Raw genomic sequence first — 15,367 nt, forward strand, 5'->3', positions numbered from 1 at the left:
TCAGGCAGCCTCCTTGTGACGCACCGTTCGAGACTCGATCTTCTTTTCATACGGGCTCCCGACGACCATCCTCTTCACGTAGATTCCTGGCAGGTGAATGCCGTCAGGATCGAGGCTTCCAGTGGGAACGACCTCCTCCACCTCGGCCACGCAGATCTTCGCCGCAGTCGCCATCGGCAAATTGAAATTACGGGCGGTCTTGCGAAACACTAGGTTGCCGCTTTCGTCCGCCTTCCAACCTTTTATGATAGCGAGATCGGCAAAGATGCCTTTTTCAAGGATATACTCTCGGCCATCGAACATCTTGGTTTCCTTCCCCTCTGCGACCAGCGTTCCGGTGCCCGTCCTCGTGTAGAAGCCGGGTATGCCGGCGCCCCCCGCGCGACAGCGTTCGGCAAGAGTGCCCTGCGGGCAGAACTCGACCTCGAGTTCTCCAGAGAGGTATTGCCGCTCAAACTCCTTGTTCTCGCCGACATAGCTAGAGATCATCTTCCGGATTTGCCGTGATTTGAGCAACTTGCCCAAGCCCTCGTTGTCGATGCCCGCGTTGTTCGACACCACGGTGAGACCTGAAACAGAAATATCCTTCAAGGCATCAATCAACCGCTCAGGAATACCGCACAGGCCAAAGCCTCCTGAACAGATCGTCATACCATCGAAGACGAGGTCGTTGAGAGCACTGCGTGCATCAAGATATAATTTTGCCGGCATTTGGGGCCCTCCTTTGAGGTTGCCAACCCATACCCTGGAAGCGATGGTGCGTTTCCATCTGGGCGAGGGCAAGTTGGTCTCGATAATGGATGCTGCTCGCGCACGGCACGAATGCCCGGGGCGCTTCTTCTGGTCTTCAGCTGGGCGAACTCTCGACTATGCACGAGCACGAGCCAAAACAACCTTCCGAACTGAGCCTCTCCGCTAGCTACTCACCACGCGTGTACCTCGACATTTGTTCGTACACAGCGCACACCGAGGCGACGTCTTCATCGGAATGCTCTTTGGCTGCGGCTTGGTAAATCGGCAAAACCGCTGCAAGTAGAGGCGTCGGGACACCTATCGATGATGCGAAGGCACCAATTATGGAGATATCTTTGAAGTACATGGGGAACCCAGCCGTGACGGGTGAATAGACCCCTTCAGCCATCATTGGTCCTCGTACTTCAAACATGCGCGATCCGCCAGCACCGTGACGCACGACCTCAATTACGCGGTGAGGGTCAAGGCCGGCTTTCATCGCCAGCACTAGAGCCTCTGCGGCTACGACGTTATGGACCGCAACCAACAAGTTTGCGACGTATTTCATGCGGCTGCCATTGCCGATCTCTCCGAGGTCGAACCAAGTCTTGGCGAACCCGTCGAACACTGGCGCCGCCGCCTCGATGGCTGTGCTATTGCCACTTGCATACACCGTCAAATCCCGATTACGCGCCTGCGCGCCGGTCCCGCTCAGAGGGCAGTCGAGGAACGTATGACCGGCGGCTTGAAAGCTCTCAGCCGCCGAGAGCTTCGCTTCGAGGCTGAGAGTGCTTGTTTCGACAAGCGTTCGGGGACCCGGTGCGGATGCCAAAATATCGGCGATTGTATCCTTGAGCGCTGTTTCGTTCGGAAGACTCGAGATTAGGAGCCATGCGTGCCTCGCGATGCTCGACACATCATCGGTCACGGTCAGCCCCTTCACATCGAAGGTCGCCAACCGCGCTGGATCTGGATCAAAGCCGACAACGTTAAAGCCTGCGTTAGCCAGGTTTGTAGCGATAGCCCCTCCCATTATTCCGAGTCCGTAGATCCCGACCGTTTTCTCCTCCCGCATGCTTTGCTCCTTTCGCATCTACTGCTTGGCATATAGGAAGTTGGCCAAGACCTCATTGAAGGCGTCAGCGGCCTCGACATTGGCGAGATGGGCCGCGGCTGGAATCGTGGTGAACTGAGAGTTGGGTGTTATCGCCGCCGCTGCGGCGATCTCTGCCATTGGCGCCGCCAAATCCAGCTCGCCCGCTATAAAGTGAACGGGCATCTGGCACTCATGCAGCCTGCGCTGGAAGTCTAGGCCTTTCAGAGCATCCACACATGCGGTGTAGCCCGCGACAGAGGTGCGGCGTATCATCTCAGCGGCCGCTTCCTTCATGGCTGCTGACGCGTCCGGCGTAAACCAGCGCTCCAAGGTTCCTTCGACGAGGTTAGCCATACCAGATCGTTCCGCGTCGCGACGACGTTGATCCCATGTGGAAAGGGCGGGCGGCGGGAAAACGGCGCGCGCGCAGGCGCACACGACGCGTCGAAAGCGCGCGGAATGATCAAGGGCTAGGCCGAGACCAACCATTCCCCCCATCGAAAGCCCAACGAATTCGGCTGTTGCGATGTCTAAACGATCCATGAGCTCCACAACGTCATCAGCCATGGCCTCCAACGTCAGTCGACGTTTGGGAAGCGAGCTCTGTCCGTGGCCGGCAGGGTCGTACCGCAAGACACGCCGTTGCCTCGTGAGCATATCGATTTGTGAATTCCACATCGACAGATCACTGGCCAAGGAGCCTGATAAAATGATCCACGGATGGTTCACGTCGCCCTCGATTTGAACAGCGAGCGTCGCCGACGCTGTATCTATCATCATTGACGTCGTCATGCGGTGCGGACTTGGCTTTGGTTCCGCCAAATCGCGGAATTGACTGCTGGCATCACGCGTTCAGCCATCAGCCGCATCGAGGCCTTGGCAAGGTCAGGATCTCGCCAGTCGTGTCCGGCATAAAGGAGCGTGCCGAACGGGCCGACTTCATCCCGAAATGCAAGAAGTTTCTCTGTGACTTCTTCCGGCGTCCCATAGATCACCAAGCGGTCCATAACATGTTCAAGCGTGACAGCGGAGTCGGGCATATCGGGGTCTTCCTTAAACAGGTTTGACCTTCCGTTGCGTACCAGTTTCGTGAACAGGGAATTGAAATAGTGGAGGTAAGGACTGTCCGGCCCGCGAGCGTAGTCATAAGCGATTTGGCGGTCCGTTGCGACGAAAATGCTCTTCGCCACGCGCCAATTTCCGAGATCAATTGCCCGGTTGCCCTGAAGGCAGCCCTCTTCATAACTTGCGCGGTGGGTGGCAACCCACTTTGGCATAAGAAAGTTTGCAGAGATTGGATCCCAACCACGTGCCGCGGCTGCCGTCACGCCCTTCGAAAATGGCGCGACGGCCGTTACCACAATGGGAGGATGTGGTTTTTGTAAGGGCTTGGGTATGATCCCTTGCCCGATCTCTGGAATAAGTTGGCGCCGCGTCGAAATCTTCCAGTATTTCCCGTCAATGTCATAGGGGGGCTCGGTCGTCCATAGTTTGAGTACGGATTCGATTCCTTCGAGAAACATGGCGTTTCTGTCGGCATCGAGGTTTCCGAAGATCTCTGCGTCGGATAGAAGCCCGCCCGGACTAATCCCGAAATTCAAACGGCCGTCTAAAAGGTGATCGAGCATCGCGATTTGTGATGCTACGTGGGCTGGGTGAACGTTCGGCAGGTTCACGGTTCCGGTACCCAAGCGCATTCGCTTCACAAACCGGGACAGAGTCGCGAGGAATACGACGCAAGAGGTAACGTTCTCCGCCAAGTCTGTGACGTGCTCGCCGACGTATCCCTCGGAAAAACCCAATTGGTCGGCGAGGATGAAGGCCTCCTGGTCCTCTTTCAAAGTCTCGCGCCAGTCCCGCCCAACTGGATGGATCGGCATTGTGAAAAAGCCCAGGTTCATGAGCACATCCTCCATTCTTCGACTGAAAAACAGAGTTACCCCACGCACCGAACAAAAAAACCAATATGTTTTTATGCAGCCTATCAGAAATCTTGATGTCTATACCCACCCTGCGTCCACCCAACGATGCTTGAGAAGAGCATATTGGGCTTCCAGTTCGGCCAGGAAAAGCGTTGCTGCGGGCGGAATTGCGGTCCTGGATTGCTGAATGACCGCGTAGTCGACTGTTAGCGGAGGGTCCAATAAAGGGTGCAACGAACGCGTTTTGCCATCAAAATCATTCGCGCAAATCGTTTCTGGGAGAATGGTCACGAAGTCAGATTGCGCGACGAACTCGAGCGTGGCGATCATGGCGTCCATGCTGACGATAGTGGCGATCCGAATTCCATGCAGCTCGGCATAATTCTCGAAATTGGTGCGCCGCGCATTCGTTCGATTAGGAAGAACAAGCTTTAACGGAGGTAGTTCTGCCAGCCGGGCTCCGGACAGGTTTGGCATGGACGGGTCTGGCCTACGAACAAGGATCTCTCGGTCAGTTCCGAGCAGGCGCGTTTTAATACCGTCCCGACGGGGTGCCTGGGGAACGATAGCAAAATCATAATCCCCTGATAAAACTCCCTCCGTCAGAACGCCACTATAGGCTTCCACTATAGACACGCTGACGTTGGGGTAACTGTTCATGAAATTCAAAAGACTCGGAGCGAGAACAGCGCGGGTAAAAGTAGGCATCAGTCCAGCCTTCATTTCTCCGCTTACCCCCCCTGAAAGAGCCTTTATCTCGCTATCCATTTGGTCAATGCGGCGTATGATTTCGACCGCGTGTTCGTAGAACCGCTGTCCGGCATATGTTGGGATCACGCCTTTAGCTGAACGCTCAAAAAGCTTGCTTCCAATATTCTGCTCCAATTGCTGCGTTTGCATTGAAAGTCCAGATTGCGTGGCATTCAAGCGCTGTGCCGCTTTGGAAAAAGACCGCTCCTCGAACACACCGACAAAGGTCATAAGTTGGCGAAGGTTATGCAAAGCTATCACCCTTTCTGATGGAAGGCTTCTGATCTTATCATTTCTCTAAATGATGAATATCGCCTATTCAAGTTGGCTATCAACAACACTTGATCTGACAGGAGGTCTGCAGTGGGCAGCGTACAACTAATGAATAGGATTATTCCAGACGCGCTGACCAGCGCGCCGCAACCAGCTGAGTTCAGAAGGGTGCTTGGGCAATACCCAACCGGTGTCACGGTCATCACCGCACAAACAGCTGCTGGGGTCCGTGCGGGTGTTACCGTTAGTTCTTTCAATACGCTTTCACTCGATCCACCTCTGATCCTCTGGAGCCTTGCTCTGTCGGCGCCCAGCCTCGAAGTGTTCCGTCATACCGAACGCTTCGCTGTGAATATCCTTGGTGAAGATCAAGGCGACGTAGCCTTGCAGTTCGCCCGAAGGGCAGAAGACAAGTTCGCAGGCGTCGAAACTGTGCCGGGATGGAGCGGGGTGCCATTAATAGCGGGAGCGGTTGCACACCTTGAATGCACTGTCTATCGCCGTGACCCTGGCGGCGACCACGAAATCTACATCGGTCGAGTCGAACGGGCCGAAGCGATTGATCGCACTCCACTTGTCTACATGCGGGGCGCGTTCGGTAAATTCTCTGGAATGGTCGCAAATGAAAAGAAATAAAGAAGTGCGGGCCTCCGGTTGTTATCATACAGAAAGGTGAGGTAATGACATCACGCCCCCCCGTACTGGACGAAACATCACTGAGCGCTGAACAACGCGAAATCTATAACGCAATTGCTTCGGGGCCTCGGGGCGTCGTGGAGGGTCCACTGCGCGTTTGGCTACAGCGTCCTGGCCTTGCCGCCCCGGCTCAAGCTTTAGGAGCCTATTGTCGCTACGGTACGTCCCTGCCGCGGAAACTGTCAGAACTCGCCATCATAGTGACGGGAGCTCATTGGCAGGCAGGCTTTGAATGGTACATCCATGCACCGATCGCGATTGAGGTTGGTGTACCCTCGACCGCTGTTGATGCAATCTACGCCGGTCAACGCCCGTTGTTTGACGACATCCAAATGACGGCCGTCTATGATTTTACAACAGAGCTTCTGGAAACCCGCGCCATTAGCGACGCCACCTACGAATTTGCTGAGAAAGCACTGGGTGCTGACGAAGTTGTCGATCTTGTCGGCATTCTCGGCTACTACGCTCTGATCTCCATGACGATCAAAGCTTTTCGTGTCCCAGTACCATCCGGCGAGATTGAGCCGTTTCCCCGACCTAAAACCTAGGGACCCATCAACCATCAATGCGGCAGCGGCTCTGAAATTCAACGCGCTGGGGCAGTATCAAATTTCCTGATGCTGCCTACCATATAATATTATTTCCGTGGACTTTGCCGCGAAAGTATAACTCGACCACAACGGTCAGTCGTAAATCTTCGGCCCTCTGTTAGGCCACACAACCTGCTGAAGCCTCAAGGACATCTGCTTTATCTTCGCGTATTGCGAATAGCTGCGATTGCGAGAACGACGGGCGTGAGCCCATCCGCGCCCTGGCTAGATCCTCACTAGCAGTCTCTCGCGGGGAAGTGCACCGGATGGGTCTGAGCTGGCGTGGTCTGACGTAGCAGCTCACCGCATTTGAAATGCTGCCAGTTACCCGTGGAGGAGAATATTCAATGCTCGTGAATGAAGGTGGTGGAACAACGACAAGTCCCGAAGCTACAGGAACAACGAGGGCGGGCGTCACTTATGGCAGCATCATAATGTACGCACTTTTGTTGATCTCGTACGTGCTAAATTCAATGGATCGCCAACTGTTTTCGGTTTTGGCTGTCGACGTGCGCGGGGCCCTCGATTTATCTCTACAAGAGGTCGGTTTTGCTGCCACAGTTTTTACCTTGGGAATGGGAATTGCTGGGTTGCCGACGGCTTACCTGCTATCCAAGCTACCGCGAAAAACCGTTTCGCTGATGGGCTTGGGTATATTCTCGGCGGCTACCTTGCTGACTGCCTATTCCCACAACCTCCCGAGCCTTCTGCTGTACCGATTTCTTTCGGGGGTTGGAGAGGCTATGCAGTTCACTGCCATTCTCGCAATTGGAACCACGTACTTCTATCGGAATCGTGGGTTCGCAACCGGAGCTGTCAACTTCAGTTTTGGGATTGGTGCCTTGGTCGGTCCAAATGTGGGAGCTTCGATCCTCGGATCCCATGGTTGGCAAATGCCCTTCGTAAGTTACGGCCTTATGGGGCTTCCACTCGGCTTGCTGATTATCCTTGGAGTAAGAGGGTGGTTTACCGAAGCCGATGTCGCGAGGGAACTACTTCCACGCGGGCACGATAAGGCGTCCGAAAGGGGATGGACTTCATCTACGGTCATCCTTGCGATTGCGAGTATGCTGGGCGGTTTAGTGATCTACGGCTATCTCGGGCTGTATCCGACGTTCTTACGTGATGCGCTTGGTTTCGAACCGGCGGAAGCAGCCTTTGCGATCGGGTGCTACGGCTTGGGTGCGTTGACCTCGATCGTCGGTGGGTGGATCGGTGATCGGTTTGACCATCGCAAGCTGCTCTTGGTGTCCTTCATAATTTCGGGTGTGTCTGGTTCGTTATTGTTCACTTCTCTGGGCCACTCACTGGCCCTTCACGCGACATTTTCCTTCGTATTCGGTTCCGCGGTTAGTGGAATGGTGTTTGTGAACTTGGCGGCCGGGATCATCAAATCGGTTCATCCCGAACGAGCATCACTTGGTGCGGGAATTCTCGTGGCGAGCCTCTACGTACCGGCCTCATTCGCGGGCTATCTGCTCGCGACGCTGCGCAACGCGACAGGTTGGGCAACTGCCGCACTCTTGCAACTCGGTCTGCTTGCGATCATCGCAGGGATACTGGCTGTATTAACACGACGACGACCGTTTTCTTTGAGCAACTAGCTGATGCTTCTTCATGCGGCCTAGCTAGATGGCGAGCCAGAAGAGGGGAGCAAGAATTCATGGGTGGAGTGCCCTTGGCACTCTCTATTCCCTTGCGACAACAAACTGGCCAGCCTAGAGATTGGGCACAATTTGAGAATCTGGTTTAGGATTGAGTATGTCGCCTGTCCCCATCGCCCCAGTGGAGGTCGTTCACACCGGAGAACTTCAACGATCTATGGCGGAACGCTATATCGCAGAATACAAGCACGTGAGGCTTCTAGAATGCGATCTCACCGAAGCCGACCTTTCTGATCTCAACCTTGATCACTGGCACTTTGAGGACTGCACCATTGCGAGAGCTACGTTCGACGATGCGAGCTTAGAAGGCGCTGTATTCAAGGCTTGCCGTGGACCTTTCGCCAGCTTTATAGGGAGCGAATTGACGGAAGCCAGTTTTGACGGTTGCGACTTAAACAACGCTAGTTTTCGCCGATCAACTCTCACCTATGCTTCGTTTCGGTCATGCAAACTGACGGGCGCTGACCTCACCGATGCCAAAGCGTTGGGAGTTTCTCTTGCAGATGTAATGCTCTCACTTTCCAAGCTGCCAAAGCTCTCTTTCAAGAAGGCAAACCTGACGGACGTTAACTTTTCTGAGGCAGATCTCCATGGTTGCGACTTCCGCTATGCCGTGTTTGAGCGATGCTCGTTGAAGGACGCCTACTTGGTCGACTGCAAATTTCAGAGCGCAGATTTGCGCGGGGCTGATCTCGGCGGCATAAGGCTCACTGAAGCCCAATACTTCAAGGGTGCTGTCGTATCGAAAGATCAAGCTGCACGTCTAATCGAACAATTAGGTCTCAAAGTTGCATAGTTCCAGACGACTCCCCTCTTATGCCTCTTCGAAAGTGTCTGAGGCCAATGGGTGGTGTCGAGCTTGCAATCGTTCCAGTCTGTGCTTCCAATGCTCTTCAACTGTCATTAGCCGTCGGTTTCATTTGGCTTTCGGCCGACGATGACGAACGATCTCAGTTGGTAAAGACCCTGGGCATCAGACTACGGCCGAACGCGCTTCCAGTTTGAGGTTCACGATCCTCGAGCTCGACAAGACCATTTTGTTCACGTGGAAACTTCCTTCTGAGGCGTAAAGGTCATGCTTCACAGAGAGTGTTATCACGAGCGCCATAACCAGGGCTCGAAACCCTTACCAACAGTGCGAAATTGTTCGAACAAACCGCGCCACAGCACCATATCGAGGGCTTGAGTGGTCAGCCCCTCAGGGGGCGGGTAACATAGCCGGTGCTGAACAAGGAATATCGAGGTGAAGACACAAATTCCTCGAACTGGCTACACAAAACGTTGACCAAGCTCATTACGCGCGGATTTCGATGCCGCTGCGCGGGGTAGAGCACATAAACAGGAATATCGTCGGATCGCCACTCGGGCAGTATGGCCGAAAGATATCCTTGCTCAGTTTCGAACTTTACAAAAAAGTCCGGAAAGTATCCCATCGCCATGCCGTGAACTGCAAAATACTTGGCCATCCAGTATTCATTGGTTTGAAGTTTCGTTCGAGGCTTTAGCGTGATCTTCGATTTTCCCTGACTTAGCTGCCATTCCTCAGGTATTCCGCACCTCACGTAAGATACTGCGTCATAGTCATTTACGACTTCCGGCACCAAGGGCATTCCGTGCTTGGAAATAAAGTCGGGGCTAGCGTAGAGACCGTAGGAAACAGACCCCATTTTGCGTCTGAGCAAGCTTGATTCCGGTGGCTCGCCAACAAAAATCAAACAATCAAAATCGTTCTGCGTGACCATATTCCGTTCACTGGGGAACAAATGAATATCAAACTCAATTTTGGGATGGGCGAGCGACATCGCGAGAGTTGCAGCGCCAGAGATGGTCGTGCCGAATTCTGCGCTTGCGAAGAGGCGAAGGCGCCCGCCTAAGGTGGAATGAGCACGTTGAGCTGCGCTCACGGCATTTTCGCAACTTTCAAATATCATTCCACAATTGGCGAGAAATTGATCTCCGGCTTCCGTTAGCTGCAGCCCTCGCGCCCTCCGGACGAATAGCTCGACCTGCAGCGCGTCTTCAAGGCGACGCAGGCTATGGCTGAGGGTTGCTTTGGGAATGTTGAATGAGAGCGCTGCGGCCGAAATACTACCAGCCCTAGCGATCTGTAGGAAGCAATGAATATCGTTCAGGTCGTAGGGATAGGGCATAGGGGTCTATATTTTTGGACGAATGGTCTAAAGAGGTCAGCTTTCTTGAAAGCTTAGATCAACGTATACATCCCCGCAAGCAGCATACCGCTTCAACACTTTCCGCCGCCCGCGAGCCACACGTGGTTAGATGGCGAGTACAAAGTCAGGAGGATACAATGTCTGTAAAACATCTTTTTCTACCAGCCTGCGCTGCCGTCATCGCGACGGCGGGGGTGCCAGGGGCGGCACATGCGTTGGAGAAAATCCGGTTTGGTTTGAATTGGTTGCCTGAAGCCGAGCATTGCGGCTTCTTCTATGCCAAGCAAACGGGGCTCTACGAAAAAGTGGGGCTCGACGTGGAATTGAGACCCGGCGGGCCTGGCACAAACATTGCAATGCTAGTCTCTGGCGGTCAGGTCGACCTAGCTATGGGGACAAGCTTCACCACTCTCAACATGGTAAAGCAAGGCATTCCCGGTATCACTATCGCGGCATACTTCCAGAAAGATCCGCAGACCTTGGTTGCTCATGCCGATCAGAATGTCACTACTCTGGAAGAGGTGAGGGGCCACCCTGTCATGGTCGCTGATTTCGCACGAGGTGAATTCTGGCAATGGTTGAAGAGGAAGGCGGGATTTGAGGATACCCAACTCCGTCCGTACACCTACAACGCGGCCGTGTTCCTCAGCGACCCTACGTCTATTCAGCAGGGTTATGTGACATCGGACGCGTATTACCTTGGCGCACAGTTGCCAAAGCCTCCCGTAGTCATGCTACTGGCAGACTACGGCTATCCCAACTACTCATCAACAGTATTTGGAATGCGTGACTTCATCGAGGCCAAGCCAGAAGCCGTGAAATCATTCATTGCTGCTACCAGCGAGGGATATCAGAAATGCATGACGGGCGACTATACGCCTGCCATGGAGTTGGCTACCTCTATTAACACCGATCCTGCTTATGGGCCGGGATTGTGGAAGGCTGCCATAGCTGAGATGCGTACCCGCGAGCTAGTTACAGGCGGGGATGCAAGAGCATTGGGTGTCGGCGCGATGACCGATGCGCGCTGGGAGACTTTCTTCAAAGACATGGTCGCGGCGGGCATCTATCCCGCGGATCTGGATTACCGCAAAGCTTACTCCCTGCGCTTCGTAAACGAAGGAAGGTAGACGATGGGCCCGGCGACTACTTCGGTGTCCGAACTCTGCTACCTTTCCGCCAGTGAGTTGGGTGAGCTCATCAGACGGGGCAGGGTCAGTTCTCGCGAAATTGTGCAAGCGGCTGTTGATCGCGCGTCTGCGACTTCAGAAGTTAACGGTATCGCCGTACCGCTTTTTGACGAGGCATTGGAAGCAGCTGACAAGGCGGATGCAGTCATCCGTCGCGGCGAGAGGTTGGGGCCTCTTCACGGCATTCCACTCACTATAAAGGATGGTGTCGCGACGAAGGGCCACCCAAATACGTTCGGCGCGCTCGCAAATGCCAATGACGTGGCGACATCCGATGATGTGGTATGGCAAAGGTTGCGTGATGCCGGTGCTATCCTTCTCGCAAAATCGACGACTTCTGAATATTTTCATAAAGTGACAACAGATAGCCAGCTCTATGGTGTGACCCGCAATCCGTGGGCTCTGGACTACAGTCCAGGCGGGTCGAGCGGCGGGGCTGCTGCCTGCTTGTCGGCAGGCATAGGGACGCTGGCTATCGGCTCGGATGGAGGAGGTTCCTTGCGCTGGCCCGCGTCATGCACGGCTACCTTTGCGATCAAACCGACAATGGGGCGGGTTCCGCATGTGAATTTCGGCGACACGTTCGGCAATTACTCTGTGCTTGGTCCGATGGCTCGGAGCGCAGGTGACCTTGGGCTGCTGCTAAACGTAATCGCCGGGTCAGCATCCACCGATGCCGCCAGTATTGGTCGGGACAGGCCCGTTCCATTGTCAAATCGAGGCGACACTCTTCGTGTTGGGGTGGTATCGCTCGACGGCATCGACCCACAGGTGGAGAAATGTATCGCAAGCGGATTGCAGGGGCTTGCCCTACAAGGTGTGGCTCTGACCCCGTTTGACGGGAGCTTCCTCGATGGTTCCTACGACATCTATCGTGTCATCTCGTCAGTTGGACACGCCGCTCGCGCTAGCTTCACGACTACTGACAACCAGGCGAAATGGTCGGACAGCTTCGCGGCTGTCGTGAAAGAGGGTTTGGGTTACGCGGCGAATGCCTATCATGCCGCGATAACAGCGCGGACCCGGTTGTTTCGCACTGTTCAGTCACTTTTTGATGCCATCGATGTAATCGCTATGCCGGTTTTTTCGGTGCCTTGTCTTCGCATCGATGACGAAAGTTCTGTCGGCCTTGAGGCCTACGGCAAGGCGGCCGCGACGCTTTATCCATTCAATTTAACAGGTCATCCCGCAATCTCTGTACCCGTCGGCTTTACCGAACAAGGCCTTCCGGTGGGACTGCAATTGGTTGGTCCTTGGTACAGTGAAAGCAGGCTCATTGCGATGGCTGAGCTGCTAGAGCAACCCTGGCTTTGGCGAAGGAGGCGCCCATTGCTATGAAGAATTTCGAGTCAACCCTTATACCAATCGCCGCAGGGCTAATATTTCTTGGTCTTTGGCAATGGGCGGTCACGCAGTTCGACGTCCCTCACTATGTGCTTCCGGCACCTACCGCAATCCTCCAATCGTTCTGGGAAAACAGGTTGGACCTTCTGTGCGCACTCGGGAATACGGCAATTGTCACCTTGAGCGCGTTTGTGCTCGCTTTGATTAGCGGTGTTGCTCTAGGCACACTGATGACGCAGAGCCGTCTCCTCGAACAGATTTTCTGGCCCTATGCCGTCGTCTTGCAGGTCACGCCCATTGTCGCGGTGGCTCCCCTGGTCATTATTTGGGTAGGCCTATCTAGGGTGTGGTTAGCCCTCTTGATTCTTGCTTGGTTGGTTGCGTTCTTTCCTATGTTGTCCAACACCGTCGTTGGAATAAAATCAACTGAACATGGACTAAGGAACCTATTCACTCTTTATGGTGCTTCCCGTTGGGATCGCCTATGGCGCTTGCAGCTTCCGGGAGCATTGCCATTCATCCTGGCAGGTGCCCGAATATCCGCAGGTCTCTCCGTCATTGGCGCCGTAGTGGCAGAATTTGTAGCAAGTAGCGGAACATCCACGGGGCTGGCATGGACCATCGTGCAAAGCGGAAGCATGCTGGACGTGCCCCGTATGTTTGCGGCCCTGTTCCTACTGTCTGCCTTCGGAATAACTATCTGGCAGATCATGACAATCTTCCAGACTCTCCTCTTGAGTCGCTGGCACGAAAGCGAGGTTTCCCATGAGCTATAATGAGTTGTCAGCACCGCTGGTCGCCAGTCTCAGAAATGTTTCAAAGGCCTATGGCAGCATGACTGTGCTGGAGGCCGTTGACCTCGATATTGCGCAAGGGGAATTCTTGTGCCTCTTGGGACCGTCGGGTTGTGGCAAGTCAACAATTCTGCGGTTATTGGCTGGTTTGAGCAAACCGACGGGCGGCAAATTGGAAATGCCTGCGCGCTCGCCTGCCGACATAGGCGTCGTATTCCAGGAACCAACACTTCTCCCCTGGGCAACGGTGTCAAGCAATGTTGCATTGCCGCTCAAGCTGTGGAAGCGGCCGGCATCTGAAATTGCGCGGGAAGTCTCTCGAGTTCTCGAAATGGTGAAATTGACGGGATTCGAACAGGCCTATCCTAGGGAATTATCCGGCGGGATGAAGATGCGGGTCTCGATCGCTAGGGCTTTGGTGACTAAACCAAAGCTACTCCTGATGGATGAGCCTTTCGCCGCACTCGACGAAATTACACGCGCACGGCTCGACGATGATCTGTTGGCGATCCAACGCGATAGCGGATGCACGGTCGTTTTTGTCACTCATAGTACGCCTGAGAGCGTATATCTCGCCACCCGCATTGCTGTGATGCGAACCCGCCCAAGCCGTTTCGTGGGTTTTGTTGATGTCCCCGCGTCAGCGATTCGCGATAAAGCCTATCGTGTAAGCCAGCAGTTCGTCGAAACGACAACTCAGGTCTCGGAACTTTTGGACGAAGATTAGCCAGCATCCGAGCTCAACGGATGGGCAGACCTGCTCGCGTATCGGCGCGCCATCCACTCGGTGCTCTTCGGCGGCTTTGCGCCGCACCGATGCACTTAAATTGCTTCTACTTGTTTGGAGAACTAGAGTGCCACGCCGCCGAGTACCTTCCCAAGATGAGAGATTTCGCGGCCCACCGTGATGCGCTCACGTTCATAACGCTTCAATGCGTCCGACAAATTACCGGTCTCCGCTAGTGCTTTTCGCAAGGCGAGCACGTCCCCAGCTGCTTTCGCAACCCCCATGGCGGTATGGGGGCGTACCACAAAGGCAGCGTCACCAACCAAGGCAGTTCGGTGCGATACCATTCTTTCCGACTCGTAGTCGAAGATACCTTGAATGAAGGGACTTCTCGTAGCGTCTATTGTTAAAGCAAATTGGGGAGGTAGGAATGCGAACGCATCTGCAGCAAGCGCCCTCTGCCGCGAGGGCGTGAGCTCGCCGCGCGGTAACGAGAAATCATATTTTTTGCCGCGTGCTCCGGTGAATAGGTCTGGGAGTTCATCTGCCGAGACTTTACGGTACCATACCCAGTTGTAGCGACGCGTACCCTCCTCCATTTCCCCTTTAGGTCCTGGGACCAGATAGCCCAGTGCGTGGATACCCTTCGTTACATAAAACGTGAAGCGGTTCAGAAGGATCGAGGCCGCCGCTGGAAGACGGGTTTCTGCGATAATGCCTCGCCATGCCACATAACCGGCGAAGCGGTTCGTCGAGTTGGCATTAATGACCGTCCGGACCGTGGATGCAACCCCATCGGCACCGACGACGAGGTCAAAGCTGCTGCATTGCCCGTCCGCGAACTTAACGGTTACACTGTCGACGTGTTGCTCAACCTGACTGATCATTGTTCCCAGTCGATAGTGTTCAGGCGGCAGCATTGCAGCCACAGTGGAGTAGAGCGTATCCCATGAAATCTGTGTCTGCGGCGTCGCGATACGCTCGGCTACGCGCCCGTCGGAGGCCAAGAATATTCGTTCCTGCGCGACGACACCCACATGCGCCAGGTGCTCGCACCCGATAGCGCGTAGCATACGAAACAGGTCGGCTTGCGCGACTAGCCCGGCGCCGCGCCCGGCCAGACCGTGAGCGGAACGTTCAAACACGGTAACGTTATGGCCGTCGCTTCGGAGAAGGATTGCGGTAAACAGGCCTGCGAGAGAACCGCCGACAATCCCAATGTTTAGCGATCGCATATGAAAATCCTATCTTGGTTCGGGTGTTGTCACTGCGGAACCTGTTGAAGAACAAACTGCACGCGGACAAAGCCAACTCTGCTGAAAATGCCACAAGGCCCGCAGGCTGCGCTCCAACTCGTCAGAGCTGGATAATGGGAGCGCAAACACGCGTGTTGCTCAGGGCGCGTGAGCCTGCCCTCG

Annotated in this window: 15 protein-coding genes; 8 read left to right on the plus strand and 7 right to left on the minus strand. The window is 54.7% G+C overall.

Annotation, left to right across the window (positions count from 1 at the left end):
- The 5 genes from LAC81_RS25660 to LAC81_RS25680 all read right to left on the minus strand — a co-directional run bounded on the left by LAC81_RS25660 (position 1) and on the right by LAC81_RS25680 (position 4,752).
- Positions 1-711: a CoA transferase subunit A gene (locus LAC81_RS25660; RefSeq protein WP_223729952.1), complete on the minus strand. Its 711-nt coding sequence runs from the start codon at positions 709-711 to the stop codon at positions 1-3.
- Between the two features lie 208 nt (positions 712-919).
- The gene (locus LAC81_RS25665) at positions 920-1,807 is read right to left on the minus strand and encodes an NAD(P)-dependent oxidoreductase (protein ID WP_223729953.1); all 888 of its coding nucleotides are present in this window, start codon (positions 1,805-1,807) and stop codon (positions 920-922) included.
- A gap of 18 nt (positions 1,808-1,825) precedes the next feature.
- Entirely contained in the window at positions 1,826-2,608 is a 783-nt protein-coding gene (locus LAC81_RS25670) for an alpha/beta fold hydrolase (RefSeq protein WP_223729954.1), read from the minus strand.
- A gap of 8 nt (positions 2,609-2,616) precedes the next feature.
- Positions 2,617-3,729: an LLM class flavin-dependent oxidoreductase gene (locus LAC81_RS25675; RefSeq protein ID WP_223729955.1), complete on the minus strand. Its 1,113-nt coding sequence runs from the start codon at positions 3,727-3,729 to the stop codon at positions 2,617-2,619.
- A gap of 99 nt (positions 3,730-3,828) precedes the next feature.
- Complete coding sequence (locus tag LAC81_RS25680) at positions 3,829-4,752, minus strand: LysR family transcriptional regulator (protein WP_223729956.1); 924 nt, start codon at positions 4,750-4,752, stop codon at positions 3,829-3,831.
- 111 nt (positions 4,753-4,863) lie between these two features.
- Between LAC81_RS25680 and LAC81_RS25685 the strand changes: the two genes are divergently transcribed.
- The 4 genes from LAC81_RS25685 to LAC81_RS25700 all read left to right on the plus strand — a co-directional run bounded on the left by LAC81_RS25685 (position 4,864) and on the right by LAC81_RS25700 (position 8,519).
- Complete coding sequence (locus tag LAC81_RS25685) at positions 4,864-5,409, plus strand: flavin reductase family protein (protein ID WP_223729957.1); 546 nt, start codon at positions 4,864-4,866, stop codon at positions 5,407-5,409.
- 44 nt (positions 5,410-5,453) lie between these two features.
- The gene (locus LAC81_RS25690; protein WP_223729958.1) at positions 5,454-6,017 is read left to right on the plus strand and encodes a carboxymuconolactone decarboxylase family protein; all 564 of its coding nucleotides are present in this window, start codon (positions 5,454-5,456) and stop codon (positions 6,015-6,017) included.
- 389 nt (positions 6,018-6,406) lie between these two features.
- Complete coding sequence (locus tag LAC81_RS25695; RefSeq protein WP_223729959.1) at positions 6,407-7,663, plus strand: MFS transporter; 1,257 nt, start codon at positions 6,407-6,409, stop codon at positions 7,661-7,663.
- Between the two features lie 217 nt (positions 7,664-7,880).
- Entirely contained in the window at positions 7,881-8,519 is a 639-nt protein-coding gene (locus tag LAC81_RS25700; RefSeq protein ID WP_223729960.1) for a pentapeptide repeat-containing protein, read from the plus strand.
- A gap of 394 nt (positions 8,520-8,913) precedes the next feature.
- Here the strand turns inward: LAC81_RS25700 and LAC81_RS25705 are convergent, their stop codons facing one another.
- Positions 8,914-9,873 (minus strand): LysR family transcriptional regulator, encoded by a 960-nt coding sequence (locus LAC81_RS25705; RefSeq protein ID WP_223729961.1) that lies wholly within the window; start codon positions 9,871-9,873, stop codon positions 8,914-8,916.
- A gap of 158 nt (positions 9,874-10,031) precedes the next feature.
- Here LAC81_RS25705 and LAC81_RS25710 point away from each other — a divergent pair, with 158 nt between their 5' ends.
- From LAC81_RS25710 to LAC81_RS25725, 4 genes are read left to right on the plus strand one after another with little or no spacing between them, the layout of a single operon-like run.
- Complete coding sequence (locus tag LAC81_RS25710) at positions 10,032-11,024, plus strand: ABC transporter substrate-binding protein (protein ID WP_223729962.1); 993 nt, start codon at positions 10,032-10,034, stop codon at positions 11,022-11,024.
- A 3-nt stretch (positions 11,025-11,027) separates the two neighbouring features.
- Positions 11,028-12,422: an amidase gene (locus LAC81_RS25715; RefSeq protein WP_223729963.1), complete on the plus strand. Its 1,395-nt coding sequence runs from the start codon at positions 11,028-11,030 to the stop codon at positions 12,420-12,422.
- The gene (locus LAC81_RS25720; RefSeq protein WP_223729964.1) at positions 12,419-13,204 is read left to right on the plus strand and encodes an ABC transporter permease; all 786 of its coding nucleotides are present in this window, start codon (positions 12,419-12,421) and stop codon (positions 13,202-13,204) included. Before LAC81_RS25715 ends, LAC81_RS25720 begins: the two co-directional genes overlap by 4 nt.
- Positions 13,194-13,949 (plus strand): ABC transporter ATP-binding protein, encoded by a 756-nt coding sequence (locus tag LAC81_RS25725; RefSeq protein WP_223729965.1) that lies wholly within the window; start codon positions 13,194-13,196, stop codon positions 13,947-13,949. Before LAC81_RS25720 ends, LAC81_RS25725 begins: the two co-directional genes overlap by 11 nt.
- 122 nt (positions 13,950-14,071) lie before the next feature.
- Here LAC81_RS25725 and LAC81_RS25730 read toward each other — a convergent pair whose 3' ends face one another.
- Complete coding sequence (locus LAC81_RS25730) at positions 14,072-15,184, minus strand: FAD-dependent monooxygenase (RefSeq protein ID WP_223729966.1); 1,113 nt, start codon at positions 15,182-15,184, stop codon at positions 14,072-14,074.
- Between the last annotated feature and the right edge of the window lie 183 nt (positions 15,185-15,367).

The sequence above is a fragment of the Ensifer adhaerens genome, from assembly GCF_020035535.1.
Lineage (GTDB): Bacteria > Pseudomonadota > Alphaproteobacteria > Rhizobiales > Rhizobiaceae > Ensifer.